We start from the raw sequence: 21,299 nt of genomic DNA on the forward strand, positions 1-21,299 counted from the left end.
GGGGTGGCGCGGAATGGTCGGGTGGCGCGGAATCGTCCGGGGAATGGTCCGGGGAGGTACGCGCAAGTCCTACGAACATGCCGACGACGTCGCTCGTTGCTCAAGACTCCGCACTTGCCGACCTGTATACTCGTCCGCGACAGCGTCTTATATCGTCATGCGAAACCCGCCGATGCAGGGTGCCACCTCATGAGACTTTGGCCTCTCCGTTCGCTGGCCGCCGCGCTGGCCGCCCTCGTCGTCGTCCCTCTGCTTCCCGCGCCCGCGCACGGGCAGGACGCGCCGGTCAACCCCGGAGGCATGGCCCTGAGCCGCTTCGTGCCGGCGCCGGCCGGGGACCGCATGTTCAGCGTGTCGTCGCCGTTCGTGGCAGGGCACCTCACACCGCATGTGATGCTGCTCGCCGATTACGCGAGCAACCCGCTGGTCCTGCGGCGCGAGCGCGACGGCGCGGAGATCGGCGCGGTCGTCAGCGATCAGCTCACGTTCCACCTCGGCGCGTCGCTCCCGCTCTGGAACAAGCTGAGCGTCGACCTCGATGCGCCGCTCACCGCGCTGCAGTCCGGGGACAGCCCGAGCGGCGGCGGCCAGCAGTTCCCGTCGCCGAGCGGCGCGGCGCTCGGCGACGTGCGGCTCGGCGCGCGCTTTCAGATCCATGGCGCGTACCACGACCCGTTCCAGCTCGCCGTCGGCGCCTACGTCTGGTTGCCGACCGGCGCGGACGACTCGTTCGTGAGCGACGGGAGCGTCCGGGCGATGCCGTACGTCGCGGCCGGCGGCCGCATGGATCGGCTCGTCTGGTCGACCGCGCTGGGCACCGAGGTCCGGCGCTCCCAGTCGTTCGGCGGCGTGGCGCAGGGGACGATGCTCACGCTGGGCGGCGGCGTCGGGTTCCTCGCGATGGACGGCCGGCTCCAGGTGGGGCCGGAGCTCAGCGCCGCGATGGTGCTCGAGGACATCAGCAGTCGCTCGACCAACGCGGAGCTCCTCCTCGACGCGAGGTATCGATTCCTGCCCTTCATGGAGGCGGGCATCGGCGTCGGGCCGGGGATCACCTCGGGCATCGGGACGCCGGACGTGCGCGCCGTCGCGATGGCCGCCTTCACGCCGGAGCAGCCGACCGATCAGGACAGGGATGGCATCGGCGACCCCGAGGACGCGTGCCCGAGCGTGCCGGGCGTGCGCAGCGGCGACCCGAAGAAGAACGGCTGCCCGCCGCCGCCGGACCGCGACGCCGACGGCATCGTCGACGCCGAGGACGCCTGCCCCGCCGTCGCCGGCGTGCGCAGCGACGACCCGAAGAAGAACGGCTGCCCGCCGCCGCCGGATCGCGACGCCGACGGCATCGTCGACGCCGAGGACGCCTGCCCCGCCGTCGCCGGCGTGCGCAGCGACGACCCGAAGAAGAACGGCTGCCCGCCGGACCGGGACGACGACGGCGTGGCCGACGCCGAGGACGCGTGCCCCGACGTCAAGGGGGTCCGCTCGAAGGATCCGGCGAAGAACGGCTGCCCGCGCGACACCGACGGCGACTCGTTCCGCGACGACACGGACGCCTGCCCGAGGGAGAAGGGCTTCGCGGATCCGGACCCGGAGAAGCACGGCTGCCCGAAGGCGGTGCGCGTGACCGAGAAGCACGTGGTGATCCTCCAGCAGGTGCAGTTCGACACGAACAAGGCCACCATCAAGCCGGTGAGCGATCCGCTGCTCGACGAGGTCGCCGAGGTGCTGAAGGAGCACCCGGAGATCGTGCTCATCGAGATCCAGGGTCACACCGACAACCGGGGCACGGTGGAGCACAACAGGATCCTGTCGCAGAACCGCGCCAACTCCGTCATGGCGGCGCTGGTCCGCCGGGGCATCGACTCGACGCGGCTGACGGCCCAGGGCTACGGCCGGGAGCAGCCCATCGACGACAACGCGACGGAGGCCGGGAGGCAGCGGAACCGACGAGTCCAGTTCAACATCATCAAGAAGGCCGCGTACAAGCCGCAGGCTGATGAGACCGGAGAGGATCGATGAGAAAGCAGTTGAGCATCACGGGGCTCGCGTCCCTCACGCTGATCGGGCTCACGACCGCCAGCGCGACGGCCGAGCCCAAGCTGCGTGTACAGGTCGATCAGCAGGGCGACTTCGCCCTCATCGGGAGCTCGATCGGGCAGGAGTGCCGCTCCGCGACGCCGCGGCCCACGGAGGGCACGATGGGCGCATGCGGCCAGTCGACCGTCGAGTCGGGGCCCGATCTCTTCTGGAGGTCCGACTCGCCTGCTGACGGCAGGGCGGAGGCGAACCTCGATATCACCCCGGAGATGGCGCGCACGACCGCGGTGCTGACGCTGCCCGACGGGGCGACGGTGACGCACGCGTTCCTGTACTGGGCCGCGCGCAACACCGCCGGCGCCGATCTGGAGGTGGAGCTCCACCACGCGGGCGGCTACGACGGCACGGTGACCGCCATCGACTCGGTCGAGACGGTGATCAACCAGGGGAAACCCAACGAGTCGCACAACTACCAGTCGGTCGCCGACATCACCTCGATCGTGAAGGAGAGCGGCGCCGGGGCTTACCGGGTGGGCGGCGTGGACGTCGTCGACGTGAGGGACAGCGACGACGACGTTGTCTTCGTGGCGTGGTGGATGGTGGTGTTTTACGAGGCGCCGAGATCGCCGATGCGCAACCTCGCGCTGTTCGACGGGCTCGACCGGGTCTCCGACGTGGGGTGGCAGCAGGTCGAGCTCTCGGGCTTCAAGGTGCCCGACGCCGGATTCGTGGCGAAGCTGGGCATCGTCGCGTTCGAGGGCGACAACTCGAACACCGGGGACAGCGTGTTCTTCAACCCCAAGAACCCGGGGAAGCCCGATCTGGCCGAGGCGCTGAGCGACGAGCTGAACCCCGCCGACAACTTCTTCAACGGCACCCGTTCGGCGCTCGGAAAGGCGGTGTCGGTGGAGGGCGATCTCCCGAGGATCCCGGGCACGCCTCAGAGCATGTCGGGGGTCGACATCGACATCGTGGATGTCAGCGCGAAGCTCAAGCCGGGGGACGATCGGGCCACGCTCGTCGCCACGAGCAGGGACGAGCTCTATTTCCTCGCGGGGTGGGTGACGTCGATCTCCAACTATGGGCCTGATTTCAGCAAATCGAGCAAGGTGGCCACGGATCTCGGCGGGCTGCCGACCTACCGTGGGGACGCCGTCGAATACCGCATCACGGCGACGAACACGGGCAATGACGAGGCCGTGGGCGCGGTGCTGACGGACGCGCTGCCTGCCGGGGTGACGTTCGTCCCCGGCTCGCTGTCGATCGTCGATGGGCCGAACGCCGGTCCCCAGACGGACGCGCCTGGCGACGACCTCGGGCAGTACGATCCCGCGACGCGGACCGTCACGTTCTGGCTCGGGGACGGGGCGGACGGCGCGCAGGGCGGGAGCATCCCTGTCGACGGCAGCGTGACGGTGCGCTTCGAGGTGACGGTCGACGCGGACGCGCCGGACCTCATCAAGAACCAGGCGAAGATCGCCGCGGCGGGCGCGTTCGGCGCGCCGGTCAGCGCCGATCCGACGGACGGCAACGGCGACGCCCCGGGCGCGCCGCCGACCGAGCTCGCCGTGGAGCCGGAGTCCTTCTACGCGGCCGGCAGCGGCATGCTCGGCCCCTGCGCGGCCAGCCCGCGAGGCCGGGATGGGAGCGCCGGCTGGCTCGCGGGGCTCGCGCTGGCGGGTCTGCTCCGCCGGCGGCGCAGGGGGTAGACGATCACCGCCGCGTCAGCGCTCGGCCACGGCGTCGTCGAGCGTGGGCGCGGTGAGCACACGCTCGGTCCAGCCTTCGATCTGCGCGGCGTCGGCGGCGCGGATGCGCGCCTCGATCGGCTCCGGCAGCTCGCCGAAGCGCAGCCGGAGCTGCTTCAGCAACGTGCTCCGCTGCCCCTCGATCCGGCCCTCCCGCTCGCCTGCCAGCCGGCCCTCCCGGCGCCCCTCCTCGCGAAGGTAATCTGCGATGGTCACGATCTCCTCCTCGGCATCCGGTCCCGCCGCCACGAGCAGCCTCGGCAGCAGCTTGTCGGGCTCGCGCGGGTCGGCGATGCTCAAGATATACCGCCACACGCGCACGAGCGCAGCCCCATCAGCGGGTGCGTCGTGCTCTGGTGCTCGAAGAGCACGTAGACGAACAGCGACGCTCGCTCCAGCCTGGCGGTGAAGAGCAGATCGCTATGGCTCGCGGCGAGCGCCTCATCGATGAAGCTGCCAGGTTGCAACGCCAGCGACGCGAAGTCGATGCGGGCCGCCAGGGCGGCAGGCAGCGCCTGGCGCAGCGCCCCGGCCGCGTGCTCCGGCTGTCCAGACGTGGACTTGGACAGAGCGTCATGAGGGGTAGGCGTCATCGTTCACCACCGCTGCCGGCGCGCACCTTGGCTGCGAGCTCGCCGAGCTCACACATCTCCCGCTGGTCACGGCGGCGCGCCGTCTCTGAGACCGATTCGCTAGCAAGTCGCAGACAGATTGCCCATGAAAAAGAAATCTATTTCTGGATACGATTCATGAGATGACATCGAGCGGTGTCGCCCAATTACGACAATACAAGCCACCTCGTCTCACAATCGTCCCTCACACCCTCACACGCGCCCGTGCTGCTGGCGCAACCTGGCTCGGTTGCCTCAGGACAACGTTGCCGTCCCGCAGGCCAACAAGAAGAAGTGGGTGTCATCGAGTGCCCCCGAAGGCGCCGCGCACAGGCGACGTGGCGTCATCCATGAATTACGGGGATATCTGCCGAGTGATTTGGGATTGCGCTGAACAGGCGCTTTGCTCGCCATGCCCGGGGACCGTCCCCCTGGACGGCGCCGTGGCTGCCCGCCCGAGCCGCTCCGCCCTGGTCACGAGCACCGCCATGTCGTCTCCTCCTCCCCGGTGAGACGGGAGCTCCGGGCGCCGCGCATCGGAGGCCTTCCCGCGCCGCTGGCAGAGACCTTGGTGGGCGCGCCAGAAGCCTCCCGGCGCGCAACCCAGGCTCTGCGCGCGACAGGAGCCCTCGGCCCCCCGCTGCCGCGGGCCCTCGCGCCCGAAGGAAACCCTCCAGCACGCCGCGAGGGCCTCTCCGCGGGAGCGCCCGTGCTCGGGCCGCGATCAGTTGATGGTGAAGGACTTGCTGACGGTGACCGAGCCCCCGCCGAAGGCAGGCACCCGCGCGCTGCGGAACAGCCTGGCGACGCAGCCGCCGACGCTGGTCCCGGCGAACGGCGCCCCCTGGACTTCGGCCGACGTGACGCTGCCGCTCGGCGCGAAGGTGACCTTGACCCTGCCGGTTCCGGTCGGTCCGCCGGCCTTCTTGCAGCTCTTGGCAGAGCCGGCGGCCGCGCCGAGCGCCGAGCTCGCGGCGCCACGGTTGAACTCGGCGCCGCTGGACGCCGCCGGCTCCGGCTTCGATGCCGCCGGCTTCTCCGCCGCGGCAGCGGGCGCGGACGCCGGCTTCTCCGCCGCGGCGGGCGTCGCCGCGGCGGGCGTCGCGGCGCTCGGGGCCTCGGCGCTGGCGGTGGGCTCCGCGGACGGCGCCGCCGTCTCCGCCGTGGACGGCGTTGCGGCCGCTGCGGTCTCGGCAGGCGTCGGCGCCGGTGCCGCCGTCTGCGCAGGGCTTGGCACCTCGGCGGGGGCGGTGTTCACCTGCTCCGGCGTGGCCGTCGACGCCTCCGGCGTCGGCGACTGCATGAAGAAGAAGGCGACGCCGCCAATCAGCACGACCGCGGCGATCGCGGCCGCGATCAGACCCGTGCGGCCCTTCTTGGCCGAGGCCTCCGGCGCCGTGAGCGGAGAGAGCGACGAAAGCGACGCGGGCGGCACCGACGCCTTGGACGGAAGCGACATCGAGGGAGGCGGCCGCGAGTCCGTCACCGGCGCCAGCAACGGCGGCGGAGCGAGCATCGGCGCGGAGGCGATGGGGCCGCCGCCGAGGTTCAGCAGGTCGTCATAGCCGGCTCGACCGTTGTTCTTCGAGGGGCGGTTCGAGGGACGCCGGCCCGACGGGAGCTCGTCTTCTTCGTTCTGCTTGGCCACCGCCGCGTTCTCGGTCGCGGTGAGCGCCGAGAGCGAGAAGAGGACCGAGTTCTCGTTGCGCTCGCCCACCTGGCGATCGAGGCCCGGCGGCGGGGCGGACGCGGGGTTCTCGGCGCGCTCCGCGGCGCTGAAGACGTCGACCGCGGCCCCCCGGGCCGCGCGACGCGCAGCCGCTGGCGCCGGTGCGCCGCCCGGGGACGGCGCCGTGGCCGCTGGGCTCGCCGGCGCCGCGGCCGCTGGGCTCGCCGGCGCCGCGGCTTCCGGGGCCTTCGCCGAGGCGACGGCTGCAGGCGCCGGGGTCGCGGCCCCCGCTTGGTTCAGGGCGCGCCGCGAGTCCTTCATGACCACGGTCCCCTCGGGCCCGAACCTGAGCCCAGCAGGCGCCGGAGCCGTGGGGACCGGCGCAGCGGCAACGGCAGGCGCCGGAGCGGCGGCCGGCGCAGAGGCCGCTGCGGGCGGAGCCGCCGCTGCGGCCGCCGGTACCGCTACAGCAGGGACGGCCGCGGCAGCGGGCGCGACGGCAGCGGGCATGGGCGTCGCGATCGCGGGCGCCGCGGCAGCGGGCGCCGCCGCGGCGACGGCTGCCGCGGGCGCGGGCGCCGCGTCTTCCTGCGAGGAGAATCGCTCCTTGAGCTCCGGGACGCTGGCGATCGGCAGCCAGTCGCCCATGCCGTCCTTCCACACGTACGTGTCGTTGCTCAGGCCTCCGCGCGCGTACTCGGCCACGAGCTCGGCGGTCGTCATGGTCCGCTCGTCGCCCTCGGCGACGTTGACGGTCCACGTGTCGGGCGCCGCCGCGGGCGCGCCGCCCACATCGGCCACGAGCTTCGCCTCGGCGTCATCCGACAGGTCGCCCTGCTGCTCCGCGGTCGCGTCCTGCGGTGCGGCCGGGGCAGCCTCATTCGCGCCGTGGACCACCATGGAGTGGTTGCACTTCTTGCATTTGATCTTGACCGTCTTGCCGGCGACTTTCTCGTCGGCAATCGTGTACTTGGCCTGGCACGACTCACACGTAATCTTCATGCGACTGTCGCCCTTCCCGTTCCGGCATGCGGGCATGGGTTCAACGACCACACACGCGCACGATCACGCGGCCCGGTCGGTCGACGCAGAATAGCGGGACGGCGCGAGGCCGATCAAGGCGGCGACTTCTTTTATGATCGCCGCCGGCGCAGCGCCGCGCGATGACGCAGCGCGCGTCCACGTCCTCGCGCGGCGCGCGCAGTGTGGCGCGATCAATTGAGCAGCAGCAGCTGCGTGCCGTCCTTCCCGCAGAACATCGCCTCGCTCGGATAGCGGTCGCCGCAGGTAGGGCAGATCTTTCCACGAGTCCGCAGCGCCGGCCGGACCGGCCCAGCGGCTGGCCCTGCGGCGCCCGCGGGCGAGGCCCCCGAGGGCGCCGGCGCGCCCTCGGCGCCTGCGCTGTCGCGCTCGCCGGCGGCGCCGGCCGTGGAGGCCGGGCCTTCCACGTCGCCTCCTGTCCGCCGGCGGCCTCGGCGGAGCAGGATCAACCCGGCAAATCCGAGGCAGGCCGCGACCCCGCCCACGATGGCCACGAACAGGTTCTTGCGCTGGCGTCCCAGGTCCTCGCCCGAGGTCGTGCGCCCGCCGATGGTGCCGGCCGCGATCACCACGACGGCCGCCTGCTCGCTCTCGCCGGCCTCGTTGAGCCCGCTCGCCGCGAGGAGCGCGTCGTAACGATCGGGGCTCGTCACCTCGATCGCGACGGTCACCCCCTTGCCGGCGACGGACGCGACGAGGCCGAGCGCCCCCTCCCCCGCGCCGGCGCCGAGCGAGAGGGCGCCTGTTGCGTCGACCGTCGCGGCGGACGCGAGCGGCCCCGGCGCGATCGACCACGTGGGCCTCGTCGGGAGCGCGCACCCCTCCGCATCCATGACCAGCGCGCGGAACTGAAAGCGTTCGCCCGGCCGCATGAGCTTGCGCGACGGCGTGACCTCGAGGCGCGCCGGCTCGCCGGGGGCGTCGCAGGTGCGCGAGGCCGCGGGCTTCTTCTCGGCTGCGGCGGGCGCCGCGGGCGGGGCGCTCCCGACCGGCGGCGGCGCGCTCGCCACCGGCGGCGGGGCGCTCGCCGCGGGGGGCGCTTCGCCCTCGCGCCGGACGAGCGTGTAGGTCCGCGTCCTCGTGACGGACGCGCTGCAGGTCGTGTCCTGGATGATGAACTGGTACTGCCCCGTCTCCACCATGTTGATGCTGGCGTCGGTCGCCTGGGTCGTGGTGGTGACCACGGCGCGGCGGGGATCGCTGGCCGGCGTCGTGCAGCGGGTCTGCCAGGAGCGCGCGTTGCCAGACGCCGAGTGCTTGCTCCGCGCGAGCCCGGGCATCTGCTCCCAGCACTCGGCGGTGCTCCACGACCGTCCGGCGCCCGAGATCGAGAGCTCCGAGCCGTGCTGCTGGATCTGCACCGCGCCGCCCGGGGCGCCCTGCGGGCGAGGCCTGGGCCCGCATGCCTGCCCCCAGGCGGAGACCGACCACTGTTCCGTGAGGGCGCTCGCGGTCCAGGACCCGCTCAGCGTCGGCAGGTCCTGCGCGGCGCCCGCGCGAGGGATGGCGACGGCGAGGGCAGCGTACGCGAGCGACGCGAGGCGAAGCGCGTGGGTCAGGGCCGACGAGGCGAGCAGCGGGCGTCGCACAGGCGAACCGTAGCAGCGCCCGCGCGCGGGCGGCAGCCGGCAGGCTCGAAGCGCCGCCCGCGCGCGCGGTGCCGTGCGGCCTGACACGCAACGCCCGGGCCGACCCGCGCGCGGGACCGAGACCGAGCCCGAGACCGAGCCCGAGACCGAGCCCGAGACCCAGAGCCGCACAAAAAAGCTCGCGCCCTCGAAAAAGGATCTAGACAGGCAAAGCAAAGACTCTTTATCTTGAAAAATGGTCCCGTGCGCGTTCTGCATCAAATCTCGTCAGGAACTCCCGCGTACCTGATCCGATCCTGTTCGTCCCTCGACCCCTGCGGAGGGTCGGAGAGGGCTGCTGAGCATCGGAACTCGATGCGCCAGACTGCGCTCGTCTCGACGAACCGTAAGCAGACTGTAAGCAGACTGTAAGCAGACCGCGACCAGACCGCGACCAGCCCAAAAGCGTCACCGCACGACCCAAAATTGTCACCGCGCAACTCGACACTTTTCTCGCGCCTACCACCAAAAAGATCTGGACACCTCCACCTCTGAGTTGCTAACTTACACACTGTTACCTTGCGCATCCGCTCTCCGATCGAAGCACAAACACCCGCGTACTTGATCCGATCCTGATCAGCCCGCGGGGCTCATTCCGACCGGAGCCCGCGAAACCGACCTCGCCTGGCCCGTGTGTCATGGCGCCTGCTATTCGGATGACGCTCCAGCAATGGTTCACCCGTGAGGACCTCGAGGAGCTACCAATGAAGCAGTTCGCACTCGCATCTTCTGTCGCGCTCGCCACGCTGTTCATCACCGCCACCAGCCTCGCCAACACGACCGCTCCGTCTCCCACCTGCACCGTGATCAAGCGGGGTGTCCTGGGCGACGTCTACAACGCGGAGATCTGGAGCCTCGCCCCGAGCTACCATGTCCCGACCCCCTTCGAGGTCAACACCGGGTACTCCAGCTCGGTCGGAGAGAAGCGCGCCCTGTTCCGCTTCGATCTCAGCCCCATCCCCGCCGGCTCTCTCGTCACGTCGGCCACGTTCTACGCCCAGACGTACACGAGCACCGCGCAGACCGTGTACGTCCACCAGGTGCTCGCCCCCTGGAGCGAGGATCTCGTCACGTGGAACAACTTCGGCGGCATGGACCCCGCCGCGTTCACCTCGTTCGTGCCCAACGTCACCGGGTGGAGCTCGGTCGACCTCACCGGGATCGTGCAGGACTGGGTGAACGGGACGGCGCCGAGCCACGGGATCCTCCTCGAGGAGGACGCCAGCGGGAAGACGTCGTACAAGGGCAGCGCCCACACCGAGGAGTCTTATCGACCTCTCCTCGAGGTCTGTTACACGGCGCCGAAGGGCTCGATCGGCGACAAGGTGTGGTTCGACGCGAACGCTGACGGCATCGAGGACGCCTCCGAGCTCGGCATCTCCGGGGTCGTCGTCGACCTCTTCGGCGACGCGAACTGCGACGGCGTCGCCGACGGCGCCCTGCTCCAGACGGCCGTGACCGGCGCGAACGGCGTCTACCGCTTCACCGAGCTCGAGGCGGGCTGTTACGTCGTCGACGTCGACGACGCGACGCTCCCGCTCGGCCATGTCCTGACCAGCGACGACGAGCCGCTCGGCGTGTCCCTCGACGCGGGTGAGAACGTGGCCGACGCCGACTTCGGCTACGTGACGTACTCGTCGATCGGCGACACGGTGTGGCTCGACAGCGACGCCGACGGGCTCTACGAGCCGGAGACCGGCGAGCTCGGCGTCAACGGCGTCCGTGTCGAGCTGTTCCAGGGGTCCCTGCTCATCGACTTCACGATCACCGGCACGAGCCCCTACACCGGCCAGCCCGGCTTCTACCTCTTCGACACGCTCCCGGCGGGCACCTACTCGGTGGTCGTCACGCCCGACAACTTCATGGCGAGCGGTCCGCTCGCTGGACAGGAGCCGACGGCCGACCCCGACGGCGGGCTCGACAACGTGGGCGTTGTCTCGCTCGGCTGGGCGCAGGACCTGCTCGACGCGGACTTCGGTTACCAGCTCTCCTGCGGCAACGGCGTCTGCGGCGGTGACGAGAGCTGTTCCAGCTGCGCCGTCGATTGCGGCACCTGCCCGCCGGTCTGCGGCAATGGCACCTGCGAGGCCGGCGAGGACTGCGGGAGCTGCAGCGCGGATTGCGACGTCTGCCCGCCGGTCTGCGGCGACGGCACCTGCGACGCCAGCGAGAGCTGCGGCACCTGCGCGGACGACTGCGGCGCCTGCCCGCCGGTCTGCGGCAACGGCACCTGCGAGGCCGGCGAGGACTGCGGCACCTGCTCGGACGACTGCGGCGCCTGCCCCGCGGTCTGCGGCAACAACGTCTGCGAGAACGGCGAGGACTGCTCGAACTGCACCGGCGACTGCGGCGCTTGCCCCGCGGTCTGCGGCAACGGCGTCATCGAGGCCGGCGAGAACTGCCTCGAGTGCCCGAGCGACGTCGGCGTCTGCCCGCCGGTCTGCGGCAGCGGCGTCTGCGAGGCCGGTGAGACCTGCTCGAGCTGCGCGGCCGACTGCGGCGCCTGCCCGCCGGTCTGCGGCGACGGGGTCTGCAAGGCGGGCGTCGAGAACTGCTCGAGCTGCGCGGCCGACTGCGGCGTCTGCAAGTGCTCCTCCCCCGGCACCGGCTCCCCCGGCTACTGGAAGAACCACGCGAGCGCCTGGAAGATCACGAAGCTGACCATCGGCGGCAAGACCTATACGAAGTCCCAGCTCCTCGACATCATCAGCCGTCCCACCAAGGGTGACGTCACTTACATCATCGCGAAGCACCTCATCGTCGCCAAGCTCAACGTCGGTATCGGCAACCGGTCGAGCTGCATCGAGGACACCATCGCCAAGGCCGACGCCTGGCTCAAGAAGCACAAGCTCGGCAGCAACGTGAAGGACAACTGCAGCAGGAACGCGCCGTGGGTGACCGGCAAGCCCCTGTCCGAGATGCTCGACAAGTACAACAACGGCTATCTCTGCGCCCCCCACCGCGACGACCTTGACTGCGAGGACAACCGCAACGATCGCGACCATCACCGCGGCTGCGGCCGCTGAGACGTAGACGCGAGCGCCCCCGGGCCAGCGCCCGCTCCAGGCGACCAGCCTGGAGAGCCGCCGTGGCTGGCCCAGCCTCTCCCCGCCTCCCCCTCCCCGCCTCCCCCTCCCCGCCTCCCCCTCCCTTCCCTCCGCCATCGCTCTCCTCACCCCTGGCAGGCGGGCCGCCTCGTACTCGGGACGGAACGTCCCTCGACGCCCGCGAACACCTCCACACCCCCGCATGGGCGTGTTCTGCCCCTCGCGCGACAAATTGCCCCTGCCGCCCCGAAGGGGGCCCCTGCAGGCGCCGCCTACGCCTCGAACAGCGCCCCGCCAAGGAGCGGGGTCGAGCCCGTCGAGACCGCTCCACCGCAAGACAGGACAGCATGGCACGGGCGCTGCAAATCCTGCGGGGCTGAGCTCCGAGGACCGCGGTAGGCGGTCCAACGACGCAGCGTTGGCGGGCCAGAAGAAGGAGAAGTTGCCATGAACCTGACGGAAAGCTGGATTGGCGATAAGCCCTTGGTCCCGCCTTGCGGCTTGTTCGGCAAAGGTCAGCATATCGTCCTGGCTGAAGACGACGAGGATTTCCGGTCCACGATCGCCATGGCGCTCCGCAGCGACGGGTTCGAGGTGTCCGAGGCGCGAAACGGCCTCGAGCTGCTCGACAAGGTGGCGCCCTGCCTCGGTGGGAACGAGCCGCCGAAGCCGATCGACGCGATCGTCAGCGATATCCAGATGCCCTGCTTCTCAGGCATGGAGATCCTGGAGGGCCTCGCCGAGGTGAGGCGGCGGCCGCCGGTCATCCTGATCACGGCGTTCGGCCACCCGCACCTCCACGCGACCGCACGCAGCCTGGGCGCCTCGGCCGTCTTCGAGAAGCCGTTCGATCTGGACGATCTCCGCAGCGTGCTGTTCAACCTGAAGGACGCGCCCGGCTTCGACGGCGGTTACTGAAGAAGACCAACGAGGACTGACGAGGAGCGCTCCTCCGGGTGCCTCGGCCGCCGCTCAGCCGTCCGGCCGCGGGAGGGGGGTCGCCGCCGCCCAGCGCGCGACACAGCCCCGCTCCTCCTCGGTCATCTCCAGCATGTCGGCCACCATCCCGTCCAGGTGGCGCCGGGCGTCGGCCGGCAGGCCCGCGTTCGCCGGGCCGAGCTCCCGTCCGAGCGCGTCGAGCGCCGCGATCAGGCCGGCTCCCGCCGGCGGAGGCGCAGGGATCGCACGCAGGTGCGCAATCTTCACCTGCGGCATGCCCTCGCGCGCGTCCCGGTGACGCGTGTAATGCCACCAGCGGACGGGAGAGGAGTTGAGGTAACAGAGCAGCGCGAACTCGCTCCAGGTGGCGTCGGAGAAGCCGGCCAGGATCGAGTTGCGGAACGGGAGGCCGTCGCTCAGCGCGGCGATCGGATAGCGGGCGGTCTGGCGGATGAGCAGCCGCACCGCCTTCCAGTCCTCGTCCTTCCGGAAGCGGCCCTTCACGCCGGCCCGATCGACGTGGTGGCGCGGCGCGCGCGCGATCAGCTCGCCCACGTCGGTGCCCTCCCGGATGGGGCAGGTGAACGGCGGCTCCGGGGCGTCCGCGCGCCGGATGCGCTCGGCGTCCTCGGCCGTCGTCTGAAACCCGCGCTCGCCGAACAGGGCCGCCGGCAGCGGGGGCAGCGCGCCGAGCCGCTCGAGGAGCCGGCGGGACACGACGTCGAGATCCGAACGCGCGAGCGGCCACGAGGCGGCCTCCGCCGCCCGCGGGGCGGCCAGGGCGAGGCGGGTCGAGAGGAGGCCCATGCACGGCTGGAACACGCCGTCGAAGGCGTCGCTGCCGAAGCTCGGAAGATCGGAGTCCACGGCGCAGAGCGCGTCGTGCGCGCGCCGCGTCGGGCCGTATCCATCGAGATCCGACACCGACGTCGGGATGACGAGGCCGAGCCGCCCGCCCGGCCGCAGCAGCGACGCGGCCCTGTGCACGAACAGGCCGTGCAGCGATCGGTAGCCGTGGAACGCCGGGTTCCTCCGGAGGTGGAGGCGAAAGACCTCGGGCGCGATCGGCTGCGCCGCGCGGCCGACGTACGCGACCCAGGGCGGATTGCCGATCACGGCGTCGAAGCCCGGCTCGGGGCGATCGAAGACGCCGGGGAACGCGAGCTCCCAGTGCAGGAACCGGCGCTCCTCGGCGATACGCCGCGACAGCGCCGCCCGCGGATCGGCCGGCTCGCGCGCGGCGGCCATGTAGCGCGCGAACGTGGCTGGCGCCGGCGCCAGGGCCGCGAGCTCACCCGCCGGCGGCCAGAACCACAGGGCCATCCAGGCGTCGAGCGCCGCCTGATCCGCTCCCTCGGCGCCCTCGGGCCCGGCGCGGGGCGCTCCGGCGGCGCCCTCCGGCGGCGCACCCTCCGGCGGCGCGCCCTCCGGCGGCGCGCCCTCGGGCCGCGGGAGCGCAGGAGCCTGCCGCAGCAGGGCCCGCCGCGTTTGCCGCTCCCCGGGGCCTCCGGGCAGCCTCGCGGCGGACGGGAAGCCGCCGATCTCCGCGCGCTCGGCGCCGATGAGGCTATCGCCGCAGCGGAGCTTGCCGTCGAGGAAGCTCAGCGGGAGGCGCGCGTCCTGCACGACGAGCCAAAGCGATAGCCTGGCGAGGTCGACCGCGAGCGGGTCGAGGTCGACGCCGTGCAGACAGCGCTCCGCCACGAGCGCCATGGCGCGAGGGAGCGGCGGCTCGCCGGGGGCGAGGGGCGGCGCCGCGCCGGCGCTCTGCCATGCGTCGACGAGGCGCGCGGCGAGCTGGCGGCACGCCTCCACCAGGAACGCGCCGGACCCCATCGCGGGATCACACACGGCGAGCGCGAGGACATCCGCGGGCGCCGCCGGCCGGCCGTCCCTACCGAGCAGCGGCGACAGCGTGCGCTCGACGACATGCGACGTGATCTCCCGCGGCGTGTAGTACGAGCCCGCGCGCCGCCGGAGCTGCCCGGGCTGGAGGTAGAGCGCGCCCCGCGCGATCCGGTCTGGCTGCCGCGGGGACGCGCGGCGCGCGAGCGCCTGCGACAGCTCGTCCAGGCTGCCGGCCGCGGCGACGCGCGCGGCAGGCCGCGCGCCGAGCTTCAGGTCCGCCGCCGCCTCGAGCCGCGCGAGCCGGTCACGGCCGGGGAGGGCGAGGAGCGCCTCGAGATCCACGACGACGTGCGACGGCAAGAGCGCCATCGACTCGCCCTCGGCGACCTCGAGGTCGAACGCGAGGAGGCCCTCGTAAAGCGTGCCGAGGTGCTCGACCTCGAGCTCGCCGTAGCGCAACGGCACGCCGTCGTGCACGAGGAGCGCCGAGAGCACCCGGTGGAGCGCGCCGTCGCTGAGCCACGGTCTCCCCTCCAGGAAGGGATGGGCGTCCGGATCGCAGAGGCCGCCGCGCGCGCCCCCGGGGCCGCGATCGCGGAGCGCGCGGAAGAGCGCCGCGATCCTCGCCCACGCGCCGTGACGGCGCTCGAGGTCGTCTCCCTGCCGTCGCCGTTCTTCCTGGAGATCCTCGAAGAGCCGTGCGAGCGGCGCGCCGCCGCCTTCCACGCCCGCGAGCAGGCCGCGCGCCTCGGCGTAGAGGAGGAAGATGAGCCGCATCAACGCGGACACGAGGCCGGCGCGGAGGCGCCGCCGCCCTTCGGCGGAGCCGGCGCACGCGACGTCGCCGCCCTGCGGATCCGCCGCCTGGAAGCCGCGGAGGACCTCGCCGAGCGCGCCCTGCGCCTGCTCGCGGAGCTGCCGCGCCACGCCGTCGGCGGGCGGCGCGGATCCATCGAGGGGCGCGCCCGCTCGCTTCGCGGCGCCGCGCGGGGCGAAGGCGCCGCCCCGTTCACGGTCACGGCCCAGGGCGGCGCTGAGCTGAGGGCATTCCGAGGACACGCAGGTTCCGCAACAGCATTGCGGATGGGACCGGGTGCATGCAAGCGCCCCGGCGCGGCGTCGCGCCGGCCCGCGCCGGGCGCGCCGCCGCGCGAACCTCCGCGGCGGGAGGAACGCCGAGAGAAGACCTCCATGTCCTGACCCCTCCGGCGGTCTCGGCGCTCGCCGGTGTCGCTCCTCGCGCCGCGCGGCGCCGTGGAGAGGAGTCCTTCCTCGCCTGGAGCTCCTCCCCCAGCACCGTTTACCGAGATCCTCGTGAAAGCATCTCTCCCACGCCCCATCGAGGTACGGTTCGTGCCGCACGCTCGAGAATGAATCCTGAGCTGTTCGAACGATACGCACTCGCTCATTCACGCAATTCACGCTCTGGCTCGGTGGCGCGGCGCGGCGCCCTGCTCGCCGCGCTCCTGCTCGGGATCTCGGCGTGCCACGACGCCGGCGAGACGCCGGTGCAGGAGCCCACCGGCGCGATCACCGGCGGGATTGACCTCTATTCCGGCATTCCCCAGGACGGCATCGTCCTCGGGGAGCCGAGCGCGCCGATCACGCTTGTCGAGTTCTCGGATCTGCGTTGCTCGCATTGCCGGGATTACGGGCTCGAGATCTTGCCGGTGATCCTCGAACGCCATGTGAGGACGAAGCAGGTGAAGCTCGTATTCCGGAATCTCGCGTTCCTCGGTCCGAGCTCCGTGCAGGCCGCGCGCATGGCCGCCGCGGTCGGGATGCAGGATCGGCTCTTTGATTTCGTCGACCGCTTCTTCCGGCTCCAGGCGCGCGAGCGCCCGGTGATCACGGACGAGCTGCTGTTGCGCGTCGCCTCCGAGGTGCCGGGCGTGGACGCGGAGCAGGCGATGGCGCAGCGCGACAGCCCGGAGGTCCTGCAGCAGCTCGAGGCCGCGCGGGCCGAGGCGGCGGCTCTCCAGGTCCGGGGCGTGCCGGCGCTGTTCCTGATCCGGGAGGGGCAGGAGCCCCTCCGGCTCCGCCTCACCTCGATGTCGCCGGAGCCGATCTCCCGCGCGATAGAGCAGATCATGCTCGATCCGCAGCCGCCCGGGTGAACCGCCGCGACCGCCGCGACGCCGCGATGCCGCAGGCGCACCGCCGCGACCGCCGCGCCGAGCGCCTCGCGCGCTTTTTGGTACGCTCGCGCGGGGATGACCGCATCGCCGCTCGTGTTCCCTCCCCGCCCCCCCTCGCTGCGCGGCCGTCGCCGCGAGCTCGCGACGCTCCTGGCGACGGTCCGCGCGTCGCGCCCGACCCGCGTCGCGCTCGTCGGCACCGGCGGCAGCGGCAAGTCGACGCTCGCGTGCGCGCTCGGGCACAAGCTCGCGCGCGAGCTCCCCGGCGGGATCCACTGGTTCCGGGTCGGCGCGTGGGACGCGCGCACGCTGCGCGGCATGCTCTCGCTCCGCTTCGGGGCAGGGCCGTCGCCGTCGCTGCCCGCGCTGCGGAGCCGCCTGCGGGCGCTCGGGGAGATGCTGATCGTGCTCGACAACCACGAGCACGACCGCGCCGTCGCCGAGCTGCTCGACGATCTCCGCGACGAGGCGGTGACCTGGGTCATCACGGCGCGGCGCTGCCTCGTCGCCGGCGTCTCCATCTTTCCGGTCATCGCGCCGCTCGTGACCTCGGGGCGGAGCCCCTTCCCCGCGGTCGCCTCGCTGACCCGCCTGCTCCGCTGGAACCCGGTCTCCCTGGAGCTCGCCGACGCGATCGTCGGCAGCGGCGCGGCCGACGTCGCCGAGCTCCACCGGTGGCTCGTGGCGGGCGGCGTCGACCGCGTGCGGGTCATCGATCACGAGGACGACCTCCCCGAGGTCGGCCTGCTCGTCGCGTGGGCTTTCCGCGGGCTCTCGCCGCCGGCGCGGCGGATGCTCGCGGTGCTGGCGCACTCGAACGGCGACCACATCGACGAGGGCTCCCTCGCCGAGCTCGCGCGGGCCGGGCGGCGCGCCGGCGACGCGCTGGCCTCGCTGCGCCGCTTCCGGCTTGTGCAGGAGCCGTTCGCGGGCCGCTTCGCGCTGCACGCGACGGTGCGCCACGCCGTTCTGAAGCGCACGCAGATGGATCAGCGCCGCTTCTTCGAGCACTACATGGCGCTCCTCGAGCGCTCTCCGGAGCGGCTCGACCTCGAGCAGACCCACCTGTTCGCGGCCATGGACTTCGCGCACGACGCCGGGAGCGTCGCGGCCGCGCTCCGCGTGAACGATCTGCTGTCGCGGCTCTCGCTCTGACACCCGCGCCGGCTCCGGGAGCCCGGCGCGAGCGCGAGCGTGCATGGGCGATGGGCGCGCGCTCGCCGCTCCTCCCTGCTCGACCCCGCTCGACGTCAGGTCACCGCGGCGCTTCCGGGCCCCCCACGTGCTGGCGGCAGAGCTCGACGAGGCGCTTCAGCACCCACTGCCCCGCGGGCCCCTGCACGAGGCCCGGCCTGTGGACCACGGCGAGCGGCAGGACGTGCTCGTCGTCCCCCCACGCCGCCGGCCGGATCCGCACCAGGCGCCCGGCGTTGAGGTCGTCGCGGATCATGTGCTCTGGCAGGTTCCCCCAGCCGAGCCCCGCGCACAGGAGCTCTCGCTTGGTCTGGAGATCCACGACGCGCCAGGTGCGGGGGGACAGGACGGCCTGCTCCGGCGAGCGCGCTCCGCCGCGCTCGCTCAGCACGATCTGCACGTGCTCCCGCAGCTGCTCGGTCGCGACACGCGCGCCGCGCGGCGCCGCGGCGGCGAGCGGGTGTGCCTCGCCGACGACCGCGACCATGCGCACCGACGTGAGGTGCTGGCGCTCGAGCCCCTGGGCCGTCGCCGCCGGCCCCACGACCCCGAGCTGGCATGTCCCGTCGAGGACGCGATCGGCGACGGCGGCCATGGTCTCGGTGTGGACGACGAGCTCCACGGTGGGGTAGGCGCGCGCGAACTCGACGCAGAGATCGACGAGCGCGGACAGCGGAAAGATGGCGTCGACGCACAGCGAGACGAGCGGGTCGAGGCCGCCGGCGAGCCGCTGCGCCGCGCTGCTGAGGGCGTCCGCGTCGGCGCACACCCGCCGCGCGGCGCCGAGCAGGACGCGGCCGTGCTCGGTGAGCGCCGGGATCCTCGTCGACCGGTCCCAGAGGGCGATCCCGAGCTGGCTCTCCAGGTTGGCCATCGCGTGGCTCACGGCCGACTGGACGCGCCGGAGCTTCCTTGCCGCGGCCGAGAAGCTGCCCTCGTCGGCGACCGCGATGAACGTGCGCAGCTGTTCGAGCGTGATGGAGTCGTGCACCGCGCTTCACCATGCCACGGCGCGGCGCAGCGTGGTTCGGTCGTAGGGGTGCGTGCGCGCGTGCATGCGCGCGTGCGCGCCAGAGATCGCGGGCCCTCTGCGCTGGTGATGTCCCTGAAAGCGGCGCGGCGGCCGGGGCAGGCGAGGAGCGTTTTCCCAAGGGGTCTACCCTCCAGCGGGCCCGCGTCGTCCGCGGGAAGGTAGACCCCTTTTTCTCACGCTCCTCGCCTGCCCCGGCCGCCGGCCGCGCGCTCAGCCGAGCGCGCTCGTCACAGCTTGAAGCAGGCCGACCCGCCCGTCAAAGCGCCGGCTTGGCGTTCTTCACGCACTCCACGAAGTAGTCGTGGAACCACTGCCCCGCCTGCGGTGCGCGCGTGTCCGCGTTCTCCTTGCCGCAGAACAGGTCGTAGCGCGGCTGGCCCTCCTGGCCCACGCCGTCGGAGTCACCCGGCGGCTTGACCCACACGAAGGCGTCGAGGTTCGTCGCGCCGCCCGGGTTGGCCCTGGGCCGCTCGCCCATACCGGCGCCGATGTTGTTGCACCAGTAGCCCCAGTCCTCCCGGATGTTGCCGACGCCGTTGCGGCTCGTGTCGATGATGAAGTGCTTGTCGCCGAGGCCCTCGGCCGCGAGCGCCGAGGCCATGGCATCGACGTAGTCGAACTCGCCGAAGCAGGGATTGTCCTGCTGATCGTAGCTCTCCGAGCTGTAGCTGAGCTGCGTGTAGTTCGCCACGTTGGTCGCGAAGCCGCGGACGTTGGCCGGGCTGCCGGCGGCCTTGATGACCTCGGCGAAGATCTGGGCGCCCTTCTTCTGGTTGTCAGGCCACCCGAGCCAGCCCGAGTGCGCCGCGTCGATGTACTGGTACACGTGCGGCATGTTGAGCTCCTTGAGCGTGTGCGCGACGTTGTCCCGGTAGGACTGCGCCGTCGTCTCGTCGCATCGCTTCCCGCCCAGGTTCGTCGCGATGTTGGGGAGCGAGTCGGGCTCGATGACCGCGGCGATGCGCTGACCCGAGTGAGCGGCGAGGATCTGCTTGATCGGGGCGATGTACTCTTCCCGGTACCGCTGGGTGCCGTTTTGATCGAGGTGGAGCTCGCCGTTCGACGCCTCGGCGAAGCAATCGCGGTTCGGAAGGTCGTAGATGACGATGAGCGCAGTGACCGGCTCGCAGAGCTCGTTCTGGAGCTTGAGCGCCGCGTCGAGGTAGGCCGGGAGCTCCTTGATCGCCTCGATCCGGTCGAGCCAGAACGCCGTCTGGATCTGCTTGACCTTCTCCATCTTCGCCTTCAGGGCCGTATCGGTCACCTGCGCGATCGACGAGTCGACCTTCTTGACGTAACCGGGGTCCACGAACAGGTGCCCGCCCGCGAACGGGTTGCCGCTGGGCGCCGCGATGTCGACCGCGGGGGAGCAGTTGCCGCCGCCCGAAGCCGCGCTGGTCGTCGGATCGACGGTGCCGGTGCTCGTCGTCGTCGGGTCGACGTTGCCGGTGCTCGTCGTCGTCGGGTCGACGTTGCCGCTGCTCGTCGTCGGGTCGACGTTGCCGCTGCTCGTCGTCGGGTCGACGTTGCCGCTGCTCGTCGGGTTGCCCGCGCCGACGCCGCTGCCGCTGGTGTTGCCGCCCGTGCCCCCCGCCGTCGTGTTGTCACCACCCCCGCCGTCCCCGCACGCCGCGAGCGCGAGGATGACCGCAACCGACGTTGCCAACCCCAGCTGATGCGCATTCCTTCTCAGCATATTAAGCCTTTCATTACTTCAATGAAGAAACCAGGCCAATTCAACGCGTCAAATAGCGGGCCGAATTTAGACCGAAGGCCCCTCTGGAGCAAGGACAAACGACGGCTATCCCACGCCAGAGCGGCTACATCGTAGTACGTCGTACAGGTATTTTTTCACATCAGCTAGAACGTCCGACACCTCATCGACGCGCGTCACGCGTGCGTTTTGCTGCCCTTGCCGTGCCCATCCCCTGCCCTTCCCTTGCCCTTCCCTTTGCCGCCCCCGCGCGCGGGGGGGCGGCGGTTCTGCAAGGGGAGAACGCACCGGCCACGGGTTACGGGGGCGTACGCCGTCCATTCAACGCAACGCGCAATCACCACGACTCCACAGCTTGGGTTGAAGCACGGCTGGGTCCGGATGTGACACGGCAGACGAATAGAAGGGTTTCAGTTCTATTTCCAAGCTTGTCAGTGGCGACAAACTCCGCCTCTCCGAGCGATGACACACACCGGGGCTTCTGCTCGGAGCTCCGCGCCTGGCGTCATGCGAGGGGGCGACGCACAGCGCCATGGCGCGTCCGATGTCGAGGTGCGGAGTGCGCCGCTCGCCGGCCTCGCGCGCCCGGACCTTCCCCCGGCCGAGATGCATGGCGTGACAGCGGGCGAGATCCCGAGCCGCGTCGGGC

Annotated in this window: 13 protein-coding genes; 6 read left to right on the forward strand and 7 right to left on the reverse strand. The window is 71.7% G+C overall.

Annotated elements, in window-relative coordinates; all coding sequences use genetic code 11:
- The first annotated feature begins 189 nt into the window (after window positions 1-189).
- Together WMF44_RS43280 and WMF44_RS43285 are read left to right on the forward strand one after the other, a co-directional pair.
- Window positions 190-2,022, forward strand: coding sequence for an OmpA family protein (locus tag WMF44_RS43280; RefSeq protein WP_437295888.1), 1,833 nt, complete (start codon window positions 190-192; stop codon window positions 2,020-2,022).
- Window positions 2,019-3,749 (forward strand): DUF3344 domain-containing protein, encoded by a 1,731-nt coding sequence (locus WMF44_RS43285; RefSeq protein ID WP_437295889.1) that lies wholly within the window; start codon window positions 2,019-2,021, stop codon window positions 3,747-3,749. Before WMF44_RS43280 ends, WMF44_RS43285 begins: the two co-directional genes overlap by 4 nt.
- A gap of 15 nt (window positions 3,750-3,764) precedes the next feature.
- On the opposite strand, the gene WMF44_RS43290 is transcribed toward WMF44_RS43285, so the two are convergent.
- From WMF44_RS43290 to WMF44_RS43305, 4 genes are all read right to left on the reverse strand, one after another.
- On the reverse strand, window positions 3,765-4,088 hold the full coding sequence (locus tag WMF44_RS43290) for a DUF4351 domain-containing protein (RefSeq protein WP_437295890.1): 324 nt from the start codon (window positions 4,086-4,088) through the stop codon (window positions 3,765-3,767).
- Window positions 4,085-4,381, reverse strand: a complete 297-nt coding sequence (locus WMF44_RS43295; protein WP_437295891.1) for an Rpn family recombination-promoting nuclease/putative transposase — start codon at window positions 4,379-4,381, stop codon at window positions 4,085-4,087. Before WMF44_RS43295 ends, WMF44_RS43290 begins: the two co-directional genes overlap by 4 nt.
- Window positions 4,382-5,123: 742 nt before the next feature.
- Window positions 5,124-7,070, reverse strand: coding sequence for a zinc-ribbon domain-containing protein (locus WMF44_RS43300; protein ID WP_437295892.1), 1,947 nt, complete (start codon window positions 7,068-7,070; stop codon window positions 5,124-5,126).
- Between the two features lie 212 nt (window positions 7,071-7,282).
- Complete coding sequence (locus tag WMF44_RS43305; protein WP_437295893.1) at window positions 7,283-8,698, reverse strand: hypothetical protein; 1,416 nt, start codon at window positions 8,696-8,698, stop codon at window positions 7,283-7,285.
- Between the two features lie 743 nt (window positions 8,699-9,441).
- Between WMF44_RS43305 and WMF44_RS43310 the strand changes: the two genes are divergently transcribed.
- Window positions 9,442-11,763: an SdrD B-like domain-containing protein gene (locus WMF44_RS43310; protein WP_437295894.1), complete on the forward strand. Its 2,322-nt coding sequence runs from the start codon at window positions 9,442-9,444 to the stop codon at window positions 11,761-11,763.
- A 468-nt stretch (window positions 11,764-12,231) separates the two neighbouring features.
- Window positions 12,232-12,702 carry a response regulator gene (locus tag WMF44_RS43315; RefSeq protein WP_437295895.1) on the forward strand — a complete coding sequence of 157 codons (471 nt, stop codon included), beginning with the start codon at window positions 12,232-12,234 and terminating at the stop codon, window positions 12,700-12,702.
- 54 nt (window positions 12,703-12,756) lie between these two features.
- On the opposite strand, the gene WMF44_RS43320 is transcribed toward WMF44_RS43315, so the two are convergent.
- The gene (locus WMF44_RS43320; RefSeq protein ID WP_437295896.1) at window positions 12,757-15,630 is read right to left on the reverse strand and encodes an Eco57I restriction-modification methylase domain-containing protein; all 2,874 of its coding nucleotides are present in this window, start codon (window positions 15,628-15,630) and stop codon (window positions 12,757-12,759) included.
- A 374-nt stretch (window positions 15,631-16,004) separates the two neighbouring features.
- Here WMF44_RS43320 and WMF44_RS43325 point away from each other — a divergent pair, with 374 nt between their 5' ends.
- On the forward strand, window positions 16,005-16,688 hold the full coding sequence (locus WMF44_RS43325) for a DsbA family protein (protein ID WP_437295897.1): 684 nt from the start codon (window positions 16,005-16,007) through the stop codon (window positions 16,686-16,688).
- Between the two features lie 96 nt (window positions 16,689-16,784).
- Window positions 16,785-17,864: a hypothetical protein gene (locus tag WMF44_RS43330; RefSeq protein WP_437295898.1), complete on the forward strand. Its 1,080-nt coding sequence runs from the start codon at window positions 16,785-16,787 to the stop codon at window positions 17,862-17,864.
- Window positions 17,865-17,964: 100 nt separating this feature from the next.
- Here WMF44_RS43330 and WMF44_RS43335 read toward each other — a convergent pair whose 3' ends face one another.
- The gene (locus WMF44_RS43335) at window positions 17,965-18,894 is read right to left on the reverse strand and encodes a LysR family transcriptional regulator (protein ID WP_437295899.1); all 930 of its coding nucleotides are present in this window, start codon (window positions 18,892-18,894) and stop codon (window positions 17,965-17,967) included.
- A 298-nt stretch (window positions 18,895-19,192) separates the two neighbouring features.
- On the reverse strand, window positions 19,193-20,602 hold the full coding sequence (locus tag WMF44_RS43340) for a glycoside hydrolase family 6 protein (RefSeq protein WP_437295900.1): 1,410 nt from the start codon (window positions 20,600-20,602) through the stop codon (window positions 19,193-19,195).
- Window positions 20,603-21,299: the final 697 nt, after the last annotated feature.

Source organism: Sorangium sp. So ce426, assembly GCF_051475585.1.
GTDB lineage: Bacteria > Myxococcota_A > Polyangia > Polyangiales > Polyangiaceae > Sorangium > Sorangium cellulosum_B.

Excerpts from the sequence above, each read along its gene's own strand:
- WMF44_RS43280 (WP_437295888.1), top strand. The coding sequence starts at position 190 with ATGAGACTTTGGCCTCTCCGTTCGCTGGCCGCCGCGCTGGCCGCCCTC.
- WMF44_RS43285 (WP_437295889.1), top strand. The coding sequence starts at position 2,019 with ATGAGAAAGCAGTTGAGCATCACGGGGCTCGCGTCCCTCACGCTGATC.
- WMF44_RS43295 (WP_437295891.1), bottom strand. The coding sequence starts at position 4,381 with ATGACGCCTACCCCTCATGACGCTCTGTCCAAGTCCACGTCTGGACAG.
- WMF44_RS43300 (WP_437295892.1), bottom strand. The coding sequence starts at position 7,070 with ATGAAGATTACGTGTGAGTCGTGCCAGGCCAAGTACACGATTGCCGAC.
- WMF44_RS43310 (WP_437295894.1), top strand. The coding sequence starts at position 9,442 with ATGAAGCAGTTCGCACTCGCATCTTCTGTCGCGCTCGCCACGCTGTTC.
- WMF44_RS43315 (WP_437295895.1), top strand. The coding sequence starts at position 12,232 with ATGAACCTGACGGAAAGCTGGATTGGCGATAAGCCCTTGGTCCCGCCT.
- WMF44_RS43330 (WP_437295898.1), top strand. The coding sequence starts at position 16,785 with ATGACCGCATCGCCGCTCGTGTTCCCTCCCCGCCCCCCCTCGCTGCGC.